This window comes from Pseudomonas paraveronii, assembly GCF_963681955.1.
Taxonomy (GTDB): Bacteria; Pseudomonadota; Gammaproteobacteria; order Pseudomonadales; family Pseudomonadaceae; genus Aquipseudomonas; species Aquipseudomonas paraveronii.
In genome coordinates this window covers 5,568,638-5,587,116 of record NZ_OY817130.1, presented here as the reverse complement: position 1 = coordinate 5,587,116, position 18,479 = coordinate 5,568,638, and the positions used below count along the sequence as shown (strand labels likewise).

At 61.8% G+C, this 18,479-nt stretch carries 19 protein-coding genes; 9 read left to right on the top strand and 10 right to left on the bottom strand.

Annotation, left to right across the window (positions count from 1 at the left end):
- The first annotated feature begins 20 nt into the window (after nucleotides 1-20).
- A complete protein-coding gene (gene rhlE1, locus U5A08_RS25805; protein ID WP_321849098.1) occupies nucleotides 21-1,355 on the top strand; it encodes an RNA helicase RhlE1 in 1,335 nt (444 codons plus the stop codon).
- 111 nt (nucleotides 1,356-1,466) lie between these two features.
- Here rhlE1 and U5A08_RS25800 read toward each other — a convergent pair whose 3' ends face one another.
- Entirely contained in the window at nucleotides 1,467-2,705 is a 1,239-nt protein-coding gene (locus U5A08_RS25800; protein ID WP_253399350.1) for a TIGR03862 family flavoprotein, read from the bottom strand.
- Nucleotides 2,706-2,876: 171 nt separating this feature from the next.
- Nucleotides 2,877-3,797: a histone deacetylase family protein gene (locus U5A08_RS25795; protein ID WP_253399348.1), complete on the bottom strand. Its 921-nt coding sequence runs from the start codon at nucleotides 3,795-3,797 to the stop codon at nucleotides 2,877-2,879.
- A gap of 76 nt (nucleotides 3,798-3,873) precedes the next feature.
- Between U5A08_RS25795 and U5A08_RS25790 the strand changes: the two genes are divergently transcribed.
- Genes U5A08_RS25790 through U5A08_RS25780 form a run of 3 tightly spaced genes read left to right on the top strand, consistent with a single transcriptional unit; the run spans nucleotide 3,874 to nucleotide 5,947 of the window.
- Nucleotides 3,874-4,443, top strand: a complete 570-nt coding sequence (locus tag U5A08_RS25790; protein WP_253399346.1) for a GNAT family N-acetyltransferase — start codon at nucleotides 3,874-3,876, stop codon at nucleotides 4,441-4,443.
- A gap of 38 nt (nucleotides 4,444-4,481) precedes the next feature.
- Nucleotides 4,482-5,351 carry an acyl-CoA thioesterase II gene (tesB, locus tag U5A08_RS25785; RefSeq protein WP_253399344.1) on the top strand — a complete coding sequence of 290 codons (870 nt, stop codon included), beginning with the start codon at nucleotides 4,482-4,484 and terminating at the stop codon, nucleotides 5,349-5,351.
- A complete protein-coding gene (locus U5A08_RS25780; RefSeq protein ID WP_253399342.1) occupies nucleotides 5,348-5,947 on the top strand; it encodes an HAD family hydrolase in 600 nt (199 codons plus the stop codon). The genes tesB and U5A08_RS25780 overlap by 4 nt, the downstream gene beginning before the upstream one ends.
- A gap of 56 nt (nucleotides 5,948-6,003) precedes the next feature.
- Here the strand turns inward: U5A08_RS25780 and U5A08_RS25775 are convergent, their stop codons facing one another.
- The 3 genes from U5A08_RS25775 to U5A08_RS25765 are packed head-to-tail and all read right to left on the bottom strand — an operon-like array spanning nucleotide 6,004 to nucleotide 8,330.
- Nucleotides 6,004-6,987: an alpha/beta hydrolase gene (locus U5A08_RS25775; protein WP_253399340.1), complete on the bottom strand. Its 984-nt coding sequence runs from the start codon at nucleotides 6,985-6,987 to the stop codon at nucleotides 6,004-6,006.
- A complete protein-coding gene (ypfJ, locus tag U5A08_RS25770; protein ID WP_253399338.1) occupies nucleotides 6,988-7,872 on the bottom strand; it encodes a KPN_02809 family neutral zinc metallopeptidase in 885 nt (294 codons plus the stop codon).
- A 44-nt stretch (nucleotides 7,873-7,916) separates the two neighbouring features.
- Nucleotides 7,917-8,330: a lipoprotein gene (locus tag U5A08_RS25765; protein ID WP_253399336.1), complete on the bottom strand. Its 414-nt coding sequence runs from the start codon at nucleotides 8,328-8,330 to the stop codon at nucleotides 7,917-7,919.
- A gap of 185 nt (nucleotides 8,331-8,515) precedes the next feature.
- Here U5A08_RS25765 and U5A08_RS25760 point away from each other — a divergent pair, with 185 nt between their 5' ends.
- On the top strand, nucleotides 8,516-9,394 hold the full coding sequence (locus tag U5A08_RS25760; protein WP_253399323.1) for a DMT family transporter: 879 nt from the start codon (nucleotides 8,516-8,518) through the stop codon (nucleotides 9,392-9,394).
- 1 nt (nucleotide 9,395) lies between these two features.
- Here U5A08_RS25760 and U5A08_RS25755 read toward each other — a convergent pair whose 3' ends face one another.
- Nucleotides 9,396-10,730, bottom strand: a complete 1,335-nt coding sequence (locus U5A08_RS25755) for an MFS transporter (protein WP_321849096.1) — start codon at nucleotides 10,728-10,730, stop codon at nucleotides 9,396-9,398.
- Between the two features lie 223 nt (nucleotides 10,731-10,953).
- Between U5A08_RS25755 and quiC the strand changes: the two genes are divergently transcribed.
- Nucleotides 10,954-12,852 (top strand): 3-dehydroshikimate dehydratase QuiC, encoded by a 1,899-nt coding sequence (quiC, locus tag U5A08_RS25750; RefSeq protein WP_253399315.1) that lies wholly within the window; start codon nucleotides 10,954-10,956, stop codon nucleotides 12,850-12,852.
- An 81-nt stretch (nucleotides 12,853-12,933) separates the two neighbouring features.
- Nucleotides 12,934-13,599: a TetR/AcrR family transcriptional regulator gene (locus U5A08_RS25745; protein ID WP_253399313.1), complete on the top strand. Its 666-nt coding sequence runs from the start codon at nucleotides 12,934-12,936 to the stop codon at nucleotides 13,597-13,599.
- A gap of 61 nt (nucleotides 13,600-13,660) precedes the next feature.
- Here U5A08_RS25745 and U5A08_RS25740 read toward each other — a convergent pair whose 3' ends face one another.
- Both U5A08_RS25740 and aroQ read right to left on the bottom strand, forming a co-directional pair.
- Nucleotides 13,661-14,509: a shikimate dehydrogenase gene (locus U5A08_RS25740; protein ID WP_253399311.1), complete on the bottom strand. Its 849-nt coding sequence runs from the start codon at nucleotides 14,507-14,509 to the stop codon at nucleotides 13,661-13,663.
- Between the two features lie 5 nt (nucleotides 14,510-14,514).
- The gene (gene aroQ / locus U5A08_RS25735; RefSeq protein ID WP_321849094.1) at nucleotides 14,515-14,955 is read right to left on the bottom strand and encodes a type II 3-dehydroquinate dehydratase; all 441 of its coding nucleotides are present in this window, start codon (nucleotides 14,953-14,955) and stop codon (nucleotides 14,515-14,517) included.
- Between the two features lie 273 nt (nucleotides 14,956-15,228).
- On the opposite strand from aroQ, the gene U5A08_RS25730 reads away from it, so the two are divergent.
- Nucleotides 15,229-15,657, top strand: coding sequence for a DUF4160 domain-containing protein (locus tag U5A08_RS25730; RefSeq protein WP_321849093.1), 429 nt, complete (start codon nucleotides 15,229-15,231; stop codon nucleotides 15,655-15,657).
- Nucleotides 15,654-16,091, top strand: a complete 438-nt coding sequence (locus tag U5A08_RS25725; RefSeq protein ID WP_321849092.1) for a DUF2442 domain-containing protein — start codon at nucleotides 15,654-15,656, stop codon at nucleotides 16,089-16,091. Before U5A08_RS25730 ends, U5A08_RS25725 begins: the two co-directional genes overlap by 4 nt.
- 6 nt (nucleotides 16,092-16,097) lie before the next feature.
- Here the strand turns inward: U5A08_RS25725 and trmA are convergent, their stop codons facing one another.
- The gene (trmA, locus tag U5A08_RS25720) at nucleotides 16,098-17,177 is read right to left on the bottom strand and encodes a tRNA (uridine(54)-C5)-methyltransferase TrmA (protein ID WP_321849091.1); all 1,080 of its coding nucleotides are present in this window, start codon (nucleotides 17,175-17,177) and stop codon (nucleotides 16,098-16,100) included.
- The gene (locus U5A08_RS25715; protein WP_253399301.1) at nucleotides 17,174-18,469 is read right to left on the bottom strand and encodes an NCS2 family permease; all 1,296 of its coding nucleotides are present in this window, start codon (nucleotides 18,467-18,469) and stop codon (nucleotides 17,174-17,176) included. The genes trmA and U5A08_RS25715 overlap by 4 nt, the downstream gene beginning before the upstream one ends.
- Between the last annotated feature and the right edge of the window lie 10 nt (nucleotides 18,470-18,479).

Genomic DNA, 18,479 nt, shown 5'->3' with positions numbered 1-18,479 from the left:
ATTTTCCCTACGGTAAACACATGACTTTCGCCACACTTGGCCTGATCGAACCCTTGCAGCGCGCCCTTGAGACGCTCGGCTACCAGACCCCGACGCCGGTGCAGGCGCAAGCCATTCCGGCGGTGCTGGCCGGCCGCGACCTGATGGCCGCCGCCCAGACCGGCACCGGCAAGACCGCCGCTTTCGCCGTGCCGCTCTTGCAACTGCTGACCATGGAAGGGCCGAAAGTCGCTGCCAACTCGGCGCGTGCGCTGATCCTGTGCCCGACCCGCGAGCTGGCCGAGCAGGTTCACGCCAGCGTTGCTGAGTACGCCCAAAACCTGCCGCTCACCACCTACGCGGTGTACGGCGGCGTGAGCATCAACCCGCAGATGATGAAGCTGCGCAAAGGCGTCGACGTGCTGGTCGCCACGCCTGGCCGCCTGATCGACCTGTTTCGCCAGAACGCGCTGAAACTCAATCAACTGCAAACCCTGGTGCTCGACGAAGCCGACCGCATGCTCGACCTGGGCTTCTCCGAGGAGCTGGCGAATATTTACCGCATGCTGCCGAAAAAGCGCCAGACCCTGCTGTTCTCCGCGACCTTCTCCGATGAAATCCGCACGCTCGCCGGGCAAATGCTCAACGACCCGCTGAGCATCGAAGTCAGCCCGCGCAACGTCGCCGCCAATACCGTCAAGCAATGGGTGGTGCCGGTCGACAAGAAGCGCAAGCCGGAGCTGTTTGTCCACCTGATGCGCAAGGGCCGCTGGAAGCAGGTGCTGGTGTTCGCCAAGACCCGCAACGGCGTGGATGCGCTGGTGGATAAACTGCAGGGCTTGGGCATCAATGCAGACGGCATCCACGGCGACAAGCCACAGGCGACCCGCCAGCGTGCGCTGGACCGCTTCAAGTCAAGCGATGTGCAGATCCTGGTGGCCACCGACGTGGCGGCCCGTGGCCTGGATATCGAAGACCTGCCGCTGGTGGTCAACTTCGACCTGCCGATCGTGGCTGAGGACTACATCCACCGTATCGGCCGTACCGGCCGCGCGGGCAACACAGGCGAAGCGATTTCCCTGGTGTGTGCCGATGAAGTGAGCATGCTGTCGGCCATCGAGATGCTGACCCGTCAGACCTTGACCCGACATATGGAGCAGGATTTCGAACCGGAACACCGTGTGCCGGATACCGATGCCAGCGGGCAGGTGGTGAAGAAGCCGAAAAAGCCGAAGAAACCCAAGGCTTCCGGTGGTGGCGGTAAGCGCAACCTGGGCAAGTGGGTGGACAGTGGTGAGGTAGCGCCGGCGGAGCCGTCGATCAAGCCGGTGCGCAAGGTGCCGGTATTCAATACTGGGCCGCGTAAGAAGAAGTGATTTTGCGGCGTGGCTGATGGCCTCATCGGGGGCAAGCCCCCTCCCACATATTGATCGGGTTCACATAGTCAAAATGTGGGAGGGGGCTTGCCCCCGATGACGGACTTGAGTTCACCGCAAATCTGAAGTGTTCAACCATTCCAACATCCCCCGCCCGGCCGCTCTGCCACTGGCAAAACACCCCGTCAGCAAATACCCGCCGGTCGGCGCCTCCCAATCCAGCATCTCTCCCGCACAAAACACCCCCGGCAACTGCTTGAGCATCAACCGCTCATCCAGCGCCTCAAACGGCACGCCACCCGCCGTACTGATCGCTTCATCCATCGGCCGGGTCTGCACCAGGCTCAGGGGCAATGCCTTGATAGCCACAGCCAACTGCGCCGGGTCGTTGAAGTGTTCGGCGGGTGCCAGTTCGCGCAACAACGCCGCCTTCACCCCATCCAACCCCAACTGGCTGTGCAAATGCTTGCTCATCGAACGCGAGCCACGCGGTTTCGCCAGCGCGGCCTGGACCTTGTCCAGCGGCTTGCTCGGCAGCAGGTCGATATGCACCGTGGCCGCGCCCTCGCGATTGATCGCTTCACGGATCGGCGCCGACAGCGCATAGATCAGGCTGCCCTCGATGCCGGTGGCGGTGATCACGCACTCGCCCAGGCGTGGCTTGTCATCCCCCAGGCCAATGGCGACGTTTTTCAACGGCGCGCCGGCGAATTTGCTGACCATCAGTTCGCTCCAGGCCGACACCTCGAAGCCACAATTACTTGGCTGTAACGGCGCGCAGGGCACGCCTTTAGCTTCCAGCCGCTTGAGCCAGGTGCCGTCGGAGCCCAGGCGCGACCAACTGCCGCCGCCAAGGGCGAGCAGCACGGCGTCGCTGTGGATGGTTTTTTCGCCGTCCGGGCTGTGGATAAGTAAACCGCCGTCCGCGCTCCAGCCCAGCCAGCGATGGCGGGTGTGGATAACCACGCCGTGGTCGCGCAGGCGCTTGAGCCAGGCACGCAACAGCGGGGCGGCTTTCATGTCTGTAGGAAACACCCGGCCGGAGGTGCCGACAAAGGTCTCGATGCCCAGGCCATGAATCCATTCGCACAGCGCTTGCGCACCAAACGCACGCAGCAACGGCGCCATCTGCGGCGCACGTTCGGCGTAGCGTGACAGGAACGCCGGGTAAGCCTCGGAGTGGGTGATGTTCATGCCGCCCACGCCGGCCAGCAGGAACTTGCGCCCCACCGAGGGCATGCCGTCGTACACGTCCACCCGCAGGCCCGCCTGGCTCAGGACTTCAGCGGCCATCAGGCCGGCAGGGCCGCCGCCGATAATAGTGACGTGTTGAGCAGGGGTGTGAGGCATGGGCAGGGCTACGGTCGCGTGAATAGGCCGAGCATTCTACCCGAGGACGGCGCAAGTTCCTGATCAAAAAACGTACAGCTTCCTACAGGCTATGCAGTTACTGGCTTTCAACGCTTTACGCTCAAGTTATCCACAGGCCGTTCCACAGGCATTGTGGGTAACGCTCACACTTCAATGACAACCTGATGACGTCCACACCCGTTGCGCGCTGTGGTGCAGGATGCCGTGGCGGCGAGCCAGGGCCGGGCGATCTTTGCTGTAGCCGCCGCCGATCACGCCCACCACCGGAATGTCGCGACCCAGGCAATGGCGCATCACGCTTTCATCGCGGGCGGCGAGGCCTTCGTCTGTCAGCTTGAGGTAGCCGAGGGCGTCATCCTTATGCACGTCGACGCCCGCGTCGTACAGCACCAGGTCCGGCTGGTACAGCGGCAGCAGGTAGTTGAGCGCGTCGTCCACTACCTTGAGGTACTCGGCATCCCCCATGCCCATGGGCAGCGGGATGTCCCAGTCGCTCTGGGCCTTGCGCGCCGGGAAGTTCTTTTCGCAGTGCAGCGACACGGTGATCGCGTCTGGCGTGTCATGGAGGATACGTGCAGTGCCGTCGCCCTGGTGGACGTCGCAGTCGAAGATCAGCACGCGGTTGACCCGGCCGCTGGCCAGCAGGTATTGGCTGATCACGGCCAGGTCATTGAAGATGCAAAAGCCCGCCGGGTAGTCGTAGTGGGCGTGATGGGTGCCGCCCGCCAGGTGGCAGGCCAGGCCGTGTTCCAGTGCCTGTTCCGCCGCCAGGATCGAACCGCCCACCGCACGCACGGTACGCCGCGCCAGGGCTTCGCTCCAGGGCAGGCCGAGGCGCCGTTGGTCTTCGCGGGACAACTCGCCGCTCATGTAGCGTTCGATATACCCAGGTTCATGGGCCAGGGCCAGAATCTCTGCCGGGCACAGCGCTGGGCGCAGTAATTGGCTGTCCTGGGTCAGCCCGGTGGACACCAAGTGGTCACGCAACAGGCGGAACTTGTCCATAGGGAAGCGGTGGTCCGCCGGGAATTCGGGGCTGTAGTCATCGTGATAGATCAATGGCAAAGGCATGGGATTTTCTGACGGGAACCTGCGACGGATCTTAACAGCGCGGTACACTCACGCACATGGCAAGGGAGGGGGACCCATGGAGCCGATACTGGAATTGGAAAGCGCACGCCTGGTGTTGCGCCAATGGCGCGATGCCGACCTGACGGAGTTTGCGCACATGTGCGCCGACCCGCAGGTGATGCGTTATTTTCCGGCCCAATTGGACCGCCTGGAAAGCGCCGCATTGATCGGCCGGATTCGTGGGCATTTCGCCGAATACGGCTTTGGCCTGTGGGCCTTGCAGCGCAAGGACAACGGCGCATTTATCGGCCTGACCGGGTTGCAGAATGTCAGCTTTGAAGTCGGCTTCACCCCTGCGGTGGAAATCGGCTGGCGCCTGGCTCGCGAGCATTGGGGCCTGGGGTATGCCAGCGAGGCGGCATGGACCGCGTTGCGCTGTGGTTTCGACCGCTTGCAACTGGACGAAATCGTCGCCTTCACCACCCAAACCAATCTGCCATCACAAAAAGTCATGCAAGCCATCGGGATGCATTACGATCCCCTGGCAGATTTTGAACACCCCAAGGTCGCAGTTGATGACCCGCTGCGCCCGCATGTTTTGTACCGCATCACCCGCGCCCAATGGTTGGACACGCTGCACGGATAAGCAGCCCGGAATGCCCCATAGATTGTAGGAGTTGCTCTATGAGCCAAGTATTGGAAGATCTGGTGGACTTGCTGACCCTGGAGCCGATCGAGGAAAACCTCTTTCGCGGCCGCAGCCAGGACCTGGGTTTTCGCCAACTGTTCGGCGGGCAAGTGCTCGGTCAGTCGCTGTCGGCTGCCAGCCAGACCGTAGAGCCCGAGCGGCACGTGCATTCCCTGCACGGTTATTTTCTGCGCCCCGGCGATGCGGCATTGCCGGTGGTGTATTCGGTGGACCGCGTGCGCGATGGTGGCAGCTTCAGCACGCGCCGCGTGACAGCGATCCAGAAGGGCCAGCCGATTTTTACCTGCAGCGCATCGTTCCAGTACGACGAAGCCGGCTTCGAACACCAGACCAGCATGCCGGAGGTGGTCGGCCCGGAAAACCTGCCGTCGGAGTTGGAGCTGACCAAGCAGCGCGCCCACCTGATCCCCGAGCACATGCGCGACAAGTTGCTGTGCCCCAAGCCGATCGAAGTGCGCCCGGTGACCGAAACAGACCCGTTCAACCCGCAGCCGTCCGACCCGGTCAAGTACGTGTGGTTCCGCGCCGACGGTGCCCTGGCCGACACGCCGGCGCTGCATAAATACCTGCTGGCCTACGCCTCGGACTTCGGCCTGCTGACCACGTCGCTGCTGCCCCATGGCAAGACCGTATGGCAGAAAGACATGCAGGTCGCCAGCCTCGACCACGCGCTGTGGTTCCACGCCGACCTGCGCGCCGATGACTGGTTGCTCTACGCCATGGACAGCCCATGGGCCGGCAATTCCCGTGGTTTCTCCCGGGGCAGCGTGTACAACCGCGCCGGGCAACTGGTGGCCTCGGTCACCCAGGAAGGCCTGATCCGCCACCGCAAGGATTGGGCATGAGCCTGGCGGACATTAAACATTGGGTGTTCGACATGGACGGCACGCTCACGGTGGCCGTGCATGACTTTGCGGCGATTCGCGTGGCCCTGGGGATACCGCCCGAGGACGACATCCTCAGCCACCTCGCGGCGTTGCCGGCGGATGTCGCGGCGGCCAAACACGCCTGGTTGCTTGAGCATGAGCGCGAGCTGGCGCTGGGTTCGGTTGCGGCGCAAGGCGCGGTGGAACTGGTGCGGGAATTGGCCGGGCGCGGTTGTCGCCTGGGCATCCTGACCCGCAATGCGCGGGAGCTGGCGCATATCACCCTGGAAGCGATTGGTCTGGTGGACTGCTTTGCCGCCGAGGATGTGTTGGGGCGTGATGATGCGCCTCCGAAGCCTGATCCGGGTGGCTTGCTCAAACTGGCGGCAGCCTGGGATGTATCGCCCAGTACGATGGTGATGGTGGGGGATTACCGCTTTGACCTGGATTGCGGCCGCGCCGCAGGCACGCGGACCGTGTTGGTCAACCTGCCGGAGAACCCGTGGCCCGAGTTGGCCGACTGGCATGCCGAGGATTGCACGGTATTGCGCCGGATGATCCAGCCCGGGCAATAGAGATCAAATGTGGGAGGGGGCAAGCCCCCTCCCACATTTTGAGCTGGTTTCTTCAGTTAATACTGGGAAAACAGTACGTTCTGGCCCTCGGGCGAGGTGAACATCCCATCCCCGTTATGCCCAACCCCCGGCACTTCCACCAGCTTCTGGGTCAGTTGCGGATGGCGTTGCTTGAGGGCGTCAAAGTAGTTGTGCCCACGAATCAGGCGATACGCGCCCTGGGTCTCGGCTTCACAGCTTTTATCCAGCGCGGGGTGGTTCGGGTCGGTGTCCTGCTGGCCGAGCAGGTAGGTGATGTCACGCGACACATAGGCCTGCTCCAGTTGCTCGGCGCTTTGCCCCTTGGCATAGGCGGGCAGGTGCTGCATGCCGTACTTCCAGTCATTGAAACCTGGGCAGTCGGCGACCTTGAACGGCACTGGGCGCTGCGGGCTGAAGTAGGCGTAGGACGACGGGTTGGCCACTACAAAACGCAGGCGGATACCCTCGGTGTGCAGGGTCGGATGGTCGTGGCCGGTAAGGGCGAAGCGTTGCACCACCTGGCCACCGCCGGAATGGCCGGCCACCACAATCTCTCTCAGCGCCGGAAATAGCCTGCGGTTACCCAGGTGCTTGATGATCTGGTCGAGCGCGCCGAAGGAGCTGACAGCGCCCGGCTCCACCGAGGGCTCGCCGGCCATCCAGTCATTGCCCTTCCAGCGCAGAAGTTGATTGTCCAGGTGATTGCGTTTCACATCGGACTGATTCAGAAACTGCGGCGCGATCACCAGCGTCGTACCGCCAACTCCTGCCTGTTCGGCGGCGTCTTCACCGCTCTGCAGGTAGGTTTGTGCGTTGCGCAGGCGACCATGCACGATGATCAACGCACGCGTGACGTTGGGCAGCGGTTTACCCCAATCCTGGCTCAAGCCGAGGCTGAGGTCGCCGGCATCCAGGTGAAAGCGCTCGGGACTGACCACCTTGACCCCGTGCTCGGCGGCCCAGGCGGGGGCGCAACAGGTGACCAACAAACCCAGCAGCATGCCCAAGCGCGTATTCATCTAAAGACTCTTGGCGGTAAAGGTGTCGCATTGAGTGATCTGGCCTTGGGCAAAGCCGGTCTTGAACCAGCGCACCCGCTGCGCCGAGGTGCCGTGGGTAAACGAGTCCGGCACGACGCGGCCCTGGCCCTGTTGCTGCAAACGGTCATCGCCAATCGCGTTGGCCGCATTCAGCGCTTCCTCAATATCACCGGGCTCCAGCCAGTTCAGGCGTTTTTGCGCACGGTAGGCCCACACCCCGGCAAAGCAGTCGGCTTGCAGCTCCTGGCGCACCAGCAGGCCGCCGTCGCCTTGCATCTGCCGGCCTTGCTGGCGCGCAGCCTGGATCTTCGAGGAGATGCCGAGCAAGGTCTGCACGTGGTGCCCGACTTCGTGGGCGATCACGTAGGCCTGGGCAAAATCGCCAGCGGCCTTGAACCGTTGTGACATTTCCCGGAAGAAATCCAGGTCCAGGTACACCTGCTGATCCGCCGGGCAATAGAACGGGCCGCTGGCGGAAGTGGCGCCACCGCAGGCGGAATTGACCCGGCCGCGGAACAGAATCAGCTGCGGGTTCTTGTAGGCCAAGCCGTTTTCCTTGAACACCTGGCCCCAGGTGTCTTCGGTATCGCCCAATACCGCGCGGACAAAGTCGACTTGCTCATCATTGGCCGGCGGCGCCTGGCGCGATGGGGTGCTCACCGAGGGCGCCTGGTCCATCTGGCCGGTCAATTGGCCGAGGATCTGCAGCGGGTCCTGGCCGGTCAACCAGCCGATGCCGACGATCAACACAATCGCGGTCAGGCTCAGGCCCTTGCCGCCGCCAAAGCGCATACCACCGCCGCCGCCACTGTCATCGCGGGCATCCACCACGTTGTCGCTGCGTCGGCCTTTTTTCCATAGCATGGGGCAATCCTCTGTGTGCTAACCGTGATTGATTATGGTCGTGATTAACGGCAATAGCCTTCGCCGGTGGCGACGATCAGGCAGTCTTTTTTATCCGCCAGCCATTTCAACCCGGTCGCCGCACCGTCACCGGCGCGCAGCCGTTGCGGGCCGTCCGGGCGGGTGAACGCGATGCCGTCTTCAGCCGCTTCACCTTTAAAGGTGCCGGCGGCGTCGGCGTCGAGGCCGTACTGCATGGTCAGAAGGTAGTGGCCACGGCCGATGCTGTCGTCCTTGGCGATGGTCAGGTGCAAGCCTTCGACGCCGATCCATTTGCCGACCCAGTTGTCGGTGGGTGGGGTTTGCGGCACCAGGGTCGCTTGCACGGAAGGCGGCGCCGGTTTTGCGGGTGCCTTGGACTCTTGGTTACACGCGGCGAGCAGGGCAAGGGCAGACAGAAGAAAGACAGTTTTTTTCATAGCGGCAAGGCCTTGGTTAAAAAGTGTGCAACGCAGGGGCGAACGTGCAGCGTTGGACTCGATTGCGGTGATTTAGTGCGCTGTTCGCACGGTGTTTGGTTATGCTCTTGGGGCAGACGCATGCCCGGCTGCTAGATTACCGGGTTGAGTACCACCGCGTTCAGCCAGCCACGCAAGAGAATTCAATGACTGTCAGCACCCCCCTTTCCGGCGTCAACCATCCCTTCAAAGGCATTTTGCTGATTGTGGTGGCGACTTTCCTGTTCTCCAGCCACGACGCCTTGTCCAAATACCTGGCCGGGTTCTACCCGATCGTGATGGTGGTGTGGGCGCGTTACCTGGTGCATACCTTGCTGATGGCCGGGATTTTCCTGCCGCAATCAGGCTTGCGCGTGCTGCGCAGCAAGCGGCCGGGGATGCAGGTAGTGCGGGCCTTTTGCCTGCTGGGCACCAGCCTGTTTTTTACCGCTGCGCTGCATTACATCCCGCTGGCGGAAGCTACGGCGGTGAACTTCCTCGCGCCGATTCTGGTGACGGCGCTGTCGGTGCCCCTGCTCGGTGAGCATGTCACGCGTGGCCAATGGCTGGCGGTGATCTGCGGGTTTGTCGGGGTGCTGGTGATCATCCACCCGGGCGGTGAATTGTTCACCCCGGCGGTGCTGCTGCCGCTGTGCTCGGCCCTGTTCTTCTGCTTCTACCAACTGCTCACGCGCATCCTCAGCCAATACGACACGCCCACCACCAGTAACTTCTTCGCCGGCCTGTGCAATACCTTGGTGATGAGTGCGATGGTGCCGTTCTTCTGGCAAGTGCCGACCCTGTGGCACGGCGTGTTGATGCTGGCGTTGGGCACCTGCGGGATGACCGCGCACTTGATGCTGACCCAGGCCTTCCGCTTTGCGGCACCGGCCTTGCTGGCGCCGTTCGGCTATTGCCAGATCGTGTTCGCGGGGTTGTTGGGCTGGCTGGTGTTTGCGCATACCCCCGACTTGACCACGGTGGTCGGCATCGGGGTGATCTGCATGAGCGGGTTGGCCGCTGCCTGGCAGCAGCGGCGGCGCTGAATCAGGCGTCGACTGTAGGAATCTTGCGCGGCGCCATGAAGTACATCCAGGTCAGCGCGATGAAGTACATCGCCGGGATCAGGGTGAACAGCACGGTGTAGTTGTTGTTCGTCACGGTCAGGATGTGGCCGACGATCTGGGTCATGAACATGCCGCCGATGGCCGCGCACATGCCGCCGAAGCCAAACACCGTGCTCATCATGTGCTTGGGCGTGTAGTCCATCACCAGGCTCCAGATGTTGGCGGTCCAGGCCTGGTGCGCACCAATCGCCAGGGAGATGGCGAACACCGCGACCCACAACTGGCTGGAACCGGCGGCCAAGATCACGCCGACGATGCAGCAGGCGAACAGCAGCATCGACAGCAGCCGCGCCTTGATCGGGTTCAACCCGCGGCCGATCAGGAACGACGACAGAATCCCACCCCCCACACTGCCGAAGTCGGCGGTCAGGTAAATGATGATCAGCGGGATACCCATCTGGGTCACGTTGATGCCCAGGTTGTATTGCTGGTTCAAGAACGGCGGCAGCCAGTACAGGTAGAACCAGAACACTGGCGCGGTCAGCGAGTAGGCGATGGCGAAGGCCCAAGTGCCGCGCATGCGCAGGATACGGCTGAAGGGGACGCGGGGCTGTTCCGGTTCGACTTCCCGTTGCACGTAGTCCAATTCGGATTGCTTAACCGTTGGATGGTCTTCCGGGTTGTAGTACTTCAAGCCCCAGAACAGCAGCCAGATGCCACCGAGTGCCGACATGCACAGGAACGCCGCCTGCCAGCCCCACACATGCAGGATCAACGGCAGCAGCATCGGCGTCATCATCGCGCCGACGTTGGTGCCGGCGTTGAAGATGCCGGTGGCCACTGCGCGTTCGCCGGCAGGGAACCACAGGCGGGTGGTCTTGACGCAGGCCGGGTAGTTGGCGGCTTCGGTCAGCCCGAGGATAAAGCGGCAGACCATGAAGCCGACGGCCGAGGTGGCCAGGCCGTGGGCGCCGGTGGCCACGCTCCACAGCAGTACCGCGCAGAAGAACACGCGCTTGACTCCCACGCGGTCGATCAGCCGGCCTTGCAGCACAAAGCCAATCGCATAGCCGACCTGGAACCAGAAGTTGATGTTGGCGTAGTCCATCGCCGTCCAGCTCATTTCTTTGGCAAGGATCGGTTGCATCACGCCCAGGGCGGCGCGGTCGATGTAGTTGAGCGTGGTGGCGAAGAACACCAGGGCCAGCATGCCCCAGCGGGTTTTGCCGACGGCCAGTGCGCCGCGAATCTTGTCGCCGATGCCGGCATGCGGGTTGGCCGGGCGCGCAGCCAGGACGGAGTTTTGCGAAGGCATGAGGTTTTACCCGTTTTTTGGAATTTTTAGGGTGTGTTCTGGGTTTTATTTTGGACGTTGCTACGGGAACGATGGTGCGCAGTGGCTAAAAAATCGTCAATTCGCCGATGGCCATTGTGTTCGATAATCGCCCTAAAAACTAACTGGTTCGTACATTTGAATTGCTGTGTGTAGGCTGGGGGCGAATAATTTACTGTAAATAACAACTGCCGGGAGTCGCCCCATGCAACGTTCCATCGCCACTGTTTCCTTGAGCGGCACCCTGCCAGAAAAGCTCGAAGCCATTGCCGCCGCCGGGTTTGATGGGGTTGAGATCTTCGAGAACGACCTATTGTATTACGATGGCAGCCCACGGGAAGTCAGGCAAATATGCACTGACTTGGGCCTAGCCATCACCTTGTTTCAGCCGTTCCGCGACTTTGAAGGCTGCCGCCGCGACCGCCTGGCACGTAACCTGGAGCGCGCCGAGCGTAAGTTCGACCTGATGCAGGAGCTGGGCACCGACCTGGTGCTGGTGTGCAGCAATGCCTCGGCCGATTGCGTGGGCGATGAACGTATTTTGCTCGATGACCTCAGCCTGCTCGCCGAACACGCCGGCCGCCGTGGCTTGCGCATCGGCTATGAAGCGCTGGCCTGGGGCCGGCATGTGAACACCTGGCAGCAGGTGTGGAACCTGGTGCGCCAGGTCGATCATCCGAGCCTTGGGGTGTTGCTCGACAGCTTCCATACCCTGTCGCTCAAGGGCGACCCGAGTGCTATCGCCGAGATTCCCGGCGACAAGATTTTCTTTGTGCAAATGGCCGACGCACCGATCCTGGCCATGGACGTGCTGGAGTGGAGCCGTCACTTCCGCTGCTTCCCCGGCCAGGGCGAATTCGACCTGGCGGGCTTTCTCGCGCCGATCATCAAGAGCGGTTATACCGGGCCGTTGTCCCTGGAGATCTTCAACGACGGCTTCCGCGCCGCACCAACCCGAGCCAACGCGGCGGATGGCTTGCGCTCGCTGCTCTACCTGGAAGAGAAAACCCGCCAGCGCCTGGCGCATGAACAGCCTGCCGTGCCGCTGGAGATCCTCTTCGACACCCCGCCCGCCAGCGAATACGACGGTATTGAATTCCTTGAATTTGCCGTGGACGAAAACCTCGGCGCCAAGCTGACGCAATGGCTGGAGCGCCTGGGCTTCGCCAAGGTCGGCCAGCATCGTTCCAAGAGCGTCAGCCTGTTGCGCCAGGGTGATATCAACCTGATCCTCAACTGCGAACCGTATTCTTTCGCCCACAACTTTTTCGAGGCCCACGGGCCGTCGTTGTGTGCCACGGCGATTCGGGTCAAGGACAGCGCCAAGGCCCTGCAGCGGGCGGTGGCCTACAAGGGCCAGCCTTATCGTGGCCTGGTCGGGCCGAATGAGTTGGAATTGGCGGCGGTGCGCGCGCCGGACGGCAGCCTGATTTATCTGGTGGACCCAAGCGAAGGCGTATACGACACCGATTTCAATCTGCAACCGAGCGCTGCCTCCAGTGGTGGGCTTTTGCGCATCGACCACATGGCGATGGCCTTGCCCGCCGACAGCCTCGACAGCTGGGTGCTGTTCTACAAGAGCCTGCTGGATTTCGAAGCCGATGACGAAGTGGTGCTGCCTGATCCGTATGGCCTGGTGAAAAGCCGTGCGCTGCGTAGCCGCTGCAGCTCGATTCGCCTGCCGCTGAATATTTCCGAGAACCGCAACACCGCGATTTCCCACGCACTGTCGAGCTATCGAGGCTCGGGTGTGCATCACATTGCCTTCGACTGCGCGGATATTTTCGCCGAGGTGCGCCGGGCCAAGGAGGCGGGCGTGCCGTTGCTGGATATCCCGCTCAACTACTATGACGACCTGGCGGCGCGCTTTGATTTCGACGATGAGTTCCTCAGCGAGCTGGCGTACTACAACGTGCTGTACGACCGTGACGCCCAGGGCGGTGAGTTGTTTCATGTGTACACCGAGCCGTTCGAGGGGCGTTTTTTCTTCGAGATCATCCAGCGCAAGAATGGCTATGCCGGCTACGGCGCGGCCAACGTGGCGGTGCGCCTGGCGGCGATGGCCAAGTCGCGCAGTGGTGCGGTACGCCAGGCACGGTTATGACCGCGGGCCTGGTGCTTCCTTCGGGGAACGCTGCGGCCCATAATCGCGGCCTGCACAATAAAAACCGGCCGTGAGCGCACCATGACCTTGACTCCCGATCTCTCCGCAGTGTCAGACGCACCGCGCAAGAGTCGTAAGAACAACCCGGAAAAGACCCGCGAAAACATACTGCAAGAAGCCATTGTCGAGTTTGTTCAGCAGGGTCTCTCCGGCGCTCGCGTGGATGCGATCGCCGAGCGTATCCACACCTCGAAACGCATGATCTATTACTACTTCGGCAGCAAGGAGCAGTTGTACGTCGAGGTGCTGGAGAAGCTCTACGGCGATATCCGCAACACTGAAACACGCATGAACCTCACGGCCCTGGAACCGCGCGAAGCGATCCGTCGGCTGGTGGAGTTCACCTTCGATCACCACGACCGGAACGTGGATTTCGTGCGTATCGTCAGCATCGAAAATATCCACAATGCCGAGTACGTGAAGCGCTCCGATTCGATCAAGGCGATGAACAGCAACATTCTGGATGCGTTGGGCACGACCTTGCGCCGTGGCGCCGAGATGGGGCTGTTCCGTGCGGGGCTGGTGCCGCTGGACGTTCACCTGCTGATCAACTCATTCTGTTTTTACCGCGTATCCAACCGCCATACGTTCAGTGAGATTTTTCAGACCGACCTGTCGGATGAGGTGGTTAAACAGCGGCATCGCGAGATGATTTGTGAGTCGGTGTTGCGTTACCTGCAGGCCTGAGGCTGGTGCGGACTCAATGTGGGAGGGAGCTCGCTCCCACATTTGGATGCGGTTTTGGCCGTCAGGTGTTCATGCTCTGGAAGTGCGCCAACATCCGGTGTGCATCCGGCACCACGCCACTGAACAATTCAAACGCTTTCACCGCTTGAAACACCGCCATGTTGCCGCCATTCAGGGTGCGGCAACCCAAGGCGTGGGCGTTACGCAGCAGTTCGGTTTCCAGGGGGAAATACACGATTTCCGCGACCCACAGTTCAGCGCGTAACAGCGCGGCGGGCACCGGCATGCCCGGCAGCTTGGCCATGCCCATCGGCGTGGTGTTCACCAGGCCGTCGGCCTCGGCCATGGCGTTTTCCAGATCGTTGCCAACCTGGGCGCGCCCGTTACCGAAACGTCGGGCGAGGTTATCCACCAGGTCGCGGGCGCGGCTGGCGTCCACGTCGAAAATACTCAAGCGTTCAACGCCCTCTGCCAGCAGCGCATGAGCCACAGCCGCGCCTGCACCGCCGGCGCCCATCTGCACCACGCGTTGGCGTGCCACGTCATTCAGGTTACGGCGAAAGCCTTCGGCAAACCCCAGGCAGTCAGTGTTATGGCCGATGCGTTTGCCATCCTTGAACACCACGGTGTTGACCGCGCCAATGCCCCTGGCCTCGTCGGACAATTCATCGAGTAAAGGCAGGATCGCCTGCTTGCACGGGTAAGTAATGTTCAACCCGGTGAAGTTCATCTGCTCGGCGGCCTGCAGGAGGTCGGGCAGGGCATTGATGTCCAGGTGCAGCGGTTCCAGGTCGATCAGGCGATACAAGTAGCGCAGGCCTTGGGCGTCACCTTCCTGTTCATGCAGGGCGGGCGTGCGGGAAGCCTGGATGCCGGCGCCGATCAGGCCGGCGAGGATGCGCGGTTTCATCGGGCTCATCCTTTCACCGTGCGGCTGAAATGTTCCAGGGCCAGGTGATAACCGTGGCTGCCAAATCCGGCGAGTACCGCCTTGGCGATGGGCGACACGAACGAGTGATGACGAAACGCCTCGCGCGCATGCACGTTGGATAAATGCACCTCGATCACCGGCACTTCACTGGCCACCAGCGCATCGCGAATCGCCACCGAGGTGTGGGTCCAGGCCGCCGGGTTGATCACGATACCGGCGCAGCGGGCGCGGGCGCCGTGGATCCAGTCGAGTAATTCGCCTTCATGGTTGGTCTGGCGGAACTCGATCCTCAGCCCCAGTTGCTCGGCGCTGCGGCCGCACAGGGCAGCGATGTCGGCCAGGGTTTCGTGGCCATAGGTGGCAGGCTCACGGGTGCCGAGCAGGTTGAGGTTGGGGCCGTTGAGCACCAGCACGATGGGCGGCATAAGGGGGTCTCCACAGTTATTGTTCGTTGTGGGGATAAAATGTACTGGATAGTTAATTTGGTCAATCGATGGCGGTAGATGTGTTCGATTATCGAACCGTTAATCAGTGAGACCGGGCATTTCCAGGTGCTGCCATGAGTCGTTACAAGACCGTATTCGACGGTTTGCCCGCTGTTACTACGCTGTGAAAAACGCCCTGATCAAGGAGCCGGTTGTCGGGTGATGTATGGAAAAGTGTTACCCGACAGAAAATAACCTAACTGATGGGTTACGATGAAAATAGGCACTTACAAAGGACATGTGATTGCGGTGTTTCTCAGGGATGAGCATTGCCCGCCTCACGTGCATGTCAGGGGAAAGCAATGGGATGCGCGCTTTCGCTTCAGCTTTCTGGATGGGCGAGTGGAGCTTTGGGATGTAGACCCCGAACGGCGGCGGCCACCCCGTGGGATTCTGGAAGGCATTCGCCAGGCGTTAATGCAGCGACACGTCCTGGCTCGTGTACGAAGGATCTGGTGGGAAAAACTGCAAACGGTTTGCCTGGAGAACCACTCCTGGGATTGGGACGCCGATGAGGTGGTGCCGGGGTTGGTCATTCGGCGTGGTGTGTATGTGATTGCAAACGCCCGGCACGATGTGGCGAGGCAGCGAACCCTTTTGAATCTGGTCAGGGCGCCAGATTGTGTGGAGATTGATCTATGAAAATCGTAAAAGCCAAAACCTTGCCCAATGTACCGATCACTGAAGCCGATATCGATAAGGCCATAGTGCGGGGGCGCAAACTGAAGCGTTTGTACGCCAATGCTTGCTCGGTGCGTTACGAGGATGACTGCATCTCCATCGGCTTCAGCGACGACAGTCGCATCATGTTACCGGTGGTCGGTCTCCCGGAGTTCGAAGGGTTTTCCGCGCAGGACTTTCAGCAACTGGAGGTCGGTTTTGGCGGCAAGGCGCTGTGCTGTGAAGCCCGCGACCTGCAGGTTTCCATCACCGGCCTGATTGCGACCAGCCAGCCCTTGATGGAGTTGGCCGTGAGCCTGGTGGCGTCGCACAACGGTCGTAAAAGCAGCGCGGCCAAATCCGCCGCCGCCCGAGCCAATGGCAAGAAGGGCGGTCGGCCACGCAAGGAACCGTGAGGGGAGTTATCGACGGGTCAACAGCACCCCGGACTCCATATGGTGCGTCCACGGGAACTGGTCGAACAACGCGCATTGGGTGATCCGATGCGTGTCATGCAGTTGTGCAATGTTCGCCGCCAGGGTTTCCGGGTTGCAGGAGATATAGAGGATGTTGTCGAAGCGTCGGGTCAGTTCGCAGGTGTCCGGGTCCATGCCGGCGCGCGGCGGGTCGACGAAGACGCTGCCGAACTCGTAGCTTTTCAGGTCGATGCCGTGCAGGCGGCGGAACGGACGCACTTCATTGAGCGCTTCGGTGAGTTCTTCGGCGGAGAGGCGCACCAGGGTGACGTTATCCACTGCGTTTTCATCGAGGTTGCTCAAGGCGGCATTCACCGAGGTCTTGCTGATCTCGGTGGCGAGCACGTTGCGCACGCGGGTCGCCAGCGGCAGGGTGAAGTTGCCGTTGCCGCAGTACAGCTCCAGCAGATCATCCGGGCGATCGCCGAGTGCTTCGTATGCCCAGTTGAGCATCTTCTGGTTCACCGTGCCGTTGGGCTGGGTGAAGGCGCCTTCGGGTTGACGGTAGCTGAAGGTACGGCCACCGACGTCGAGTTTTTCCACCACATAGTCGTGGCCGATCACATCGCGCTTGCCCTTGGAGCGGCCGATGATGCTCACGTTCAAGTCGGCCGCAAGCTGGTTCGCGGCGGTGTGCCAGTGCTCGTCTAGCGGGCGGTGATAACACAGGGTGATCATCGCGTCGCCGGCCAGGGTGGTCAGGAACTCCACCTGGAACAGCTTGTGGCTCAGGGCGGCGCTGGCTTGCCAGGCGGCCTTGAGCTGCGGCATCAACTGGTTGATGCGCTGGCTGGCGATGGGGAACTCGTCGATCAGGATCGGCGTGCGCTTGTCGTCCTGGGAGAACATCGCGTAGTGGCGTTCACCGCCTTCGCGCCACAGGCGGAACTCCGCGCGCAGGCGGAAGTTCTGCAGGGGCGAGTCGAAGACCTGGGGCTGCGGCGCGTCGAACGGTGCCAGCAGGTCACGCAAGCGCGTGACCTTGTCTTGCAGTTGAGCGGTGTAGCGTGTGGCGTCAAAAGTCATGCGTTGAACCAGCCCAGCTTGATCACAAACAGAATCGACAGAATCACCAGTGCCGGGTTCAGCTCACGGTAGCGGCCCGAAAGCAGCTTGATGGCGGTCCAGGCGATGAAACCGAAGGCGATGCCGTTGGCGATGGAGTAAGTGAAGGGCATCGCCAGGGCGGTGATCACCACCGGCGCTGCAACAGTAATGTCATCCCAGTCGATTTCCGCCAGGCCTGAGGTCATCAGTACCGCGACGAACAGCAACGCCGGTGCGGTGGCGAAGGCCGGTACGCTGGAGGCCAGTGGCGAGAAGAACAGCGCCAGCAGGAACAGGATCGCGACCACGACAGCGGTCAAACCGGTGCGGCCACCGGCACTCACGCCAGCGGCGGACTCGATGTAGCTGGTGGTGGTCGAGGTGCCCAGCAGCGAACCGGCCATGGCGGCGGTGCTGTCGGCGATCAGCGCACGGCCCATTTTCGGCATGTGGCCATCCTTGCTCATCAGCCCGGCGCGCTTGGCCACGCCGATCAGGGTGCCGGAGTTGTCGAACAGGTCGACGAACAGGAACGCGAAGATCACGCTGACCAGGCCGATGTCCAACGCGCCTTTGATATCCAGTTGCAGGAAGGTCGGGGCCAGGGACGGTGGCATGGACATCACGCCGCCGAACTCCGTGACGCCTAGCAGGATGGACACGATGGTCACGGCCAGGATGCCGATCAATACCGCGCCTCGTACCGCCAGGGCTTCCAGCGCAACGATCAGCATGAAGCCCAGGATGGCCAGGATAGGCGCCGGTTTTGTCAGGTCGCCCAAGCCCACCAGGGTATTAGGGTTACCGATCACGATTCCGGCGTTGTGCAGGGCGATCAGCGCCAGGAACAGGCCGATACCGGCAGCAATCGCCGAGCGCAGGGGCAGGGGGATGCTGTTGATGATCCATTCACGGATGCGGAAGATCGACAGAATGAAGAACAGCACCGCCGAAATGAACACCGCCCCCAGCGCTACTTGCCAGGTATGGCCCATGTGCAGGACCACGGTGTAGGTAAAGAAGGCGTTGAGGCCCATGCCCGGCGCCAGCGCGATCGGGTAGTTGGCGATCAAGCCCATCACGGTCGAACCGATGGCTGCGGCCAGGCAGGTCGCGACAAACACCGCGCCCTTGTCCATGCCGGTCTCGCCGAGGATGCTCGGGTTCACGAACAAAATGTAGGCCATGGCCAGGAATGTCGTGATGCCCGCGAGGATCTCGGTGCGCACGTTCGTGTTGTGTGCTTTGAGTTGAAACAGCTTTTCCAGCATGCCTGCTCCC

Excerpts from the sequence above, each read along its gene's own strand:
- rhlE1 (WP_321849098.1), top strand. The coding sequence starts at position 21 with ATGACTTTCGCCACACTTGGCCTGATCGAACCCTTGCAGCGCGCCCTT.
- U5A08_RS25800 (WP_253399350.1), bottom strand. The coding sequence starts at position 2,705 with ATGCCTCACACCCCTGCTCAACACGTCACTATTATCGGCGGCGGCCCT.
- U5A08_RS25795 (WP_253399348.1), bottom strand. The coding sequence starts at position 3,797 with ATGCCTTTGCCATTGATCTATCACGATGACTACAGCCCCGAATTCCCG.
- U5A08_RS25790 (WP_253399346.1), top strand. The coding sequence starts at position 3,874 with ATGGAGCCGATACTGGAATTGGAAAGCGCACGCCTGGTGTTGCGCCAA.
- tesB (WP_253399344.1), top strand. The coding sequence starts at position 4,482 with ATGAGCCAAGTATTGGAAGATCTGGTGGACTTGCTGACCCTGGAGCCG.
- U5A08_RS25780 (WP_253399342.1), top strand. The coding sequence starts at position 5,348 with ATGAGCCTGGCGGACATTAAACATTGGGTGTTCGACATGGACGGCACG.
- U5A08_RS25775 (WP_253399340.1), bottom strand. The coding sequence starts at position 6,987 with ATGAATACGCGCTTGGGCATGCTGCTGGGTTTGTTGGTCACCTGTTGC.
- ypfJ (WP_253399338.1), bottom strand. The coding sequence starts at position 7,872 with ATGCTATGGAAAAAAGGCCGACGCAGCGACAACGTGGTGGATGCCCGC.
- U5A08_RS25765 (WP_253399336.1), bottom strand. The coding sequence starts at position 8,330 with ATGAAAAAAACTGTCTTTCTTCTGTCTGCCCTTGCCCTGCTCGCCGCG.
- U5A08_RS25760 (WP_253399323.1), top strand. The coding sequence starts at position 8,516 with ATGACTGTCAGCACCCCCCTTTCCGGCGTCAACCATCCCTTCAAAGGC.
- U5A08_RS25755 (WP_321849096.1), bottom strand. The coding sequence starts at position 10,730 with ATGCCTTCGCAAAACTCCGTCCTGGCTGCGCGCCCGGCCAACCCGCAT.
- quiC (WP_253399315.1), top strand. The coding sequence starts at position 10,954 with ATGCAACGTTCCATCGCCACTGTTTCCTTGAGCGGCACCCTGCCAGAA.
- U5A08_RS25745 (WP_253399313.1), top strand. The coding sequence starts at position 12,934 with ATGACCTTGACTCCCGATCTCTCCGCAGTGTCAGACGCACCGCGCAAG.
- U5A08_RS25740 (WP_253399311.1), bottom strand. The coding sequence starts at position 14,509 with ATGAAACCGCGCATCCTCGCCGGCCTGATCGGCGCCGGCATCCAGGCT.
- aroQ (WP_321849094.1), bottom strand. The coding sequence starts at position 14,955 with ATGCCGCCCATCGTGCTGGTGCTCAACGGCCCCAACCTCAACCTGCTC.
- U5A08_RS25730 (WP_321849093.1), top strand. The coding sequence starts at position 15,229 with ATGAAAATAGGCACTTACAAAGGACATGTGATTGCGGTGTTTCTCAGG.
- U5A08_RS25725 (WP_321849092.1), top strand. The coding sequence starts at position 15,654 with ATGAAAATCGTAAAAGCCAAAACCTTGCCCAATGTACCGATCACTGAA.
- trmA (WP_321849091.1), bottom strand. The coding sequence starts at position 17,177 with ATGACTTTTGACGCCACACGCTACACCGCTCAACTGCAAGACAAGGTC.
- U5A08_RS25715 (WP_253399301.1), bottom strand. The coding sequence starts at position 18,469 with ATGCTGGAAAAGCTGTTTCAACTCAAAGCACACAACACGAACGTGCGC.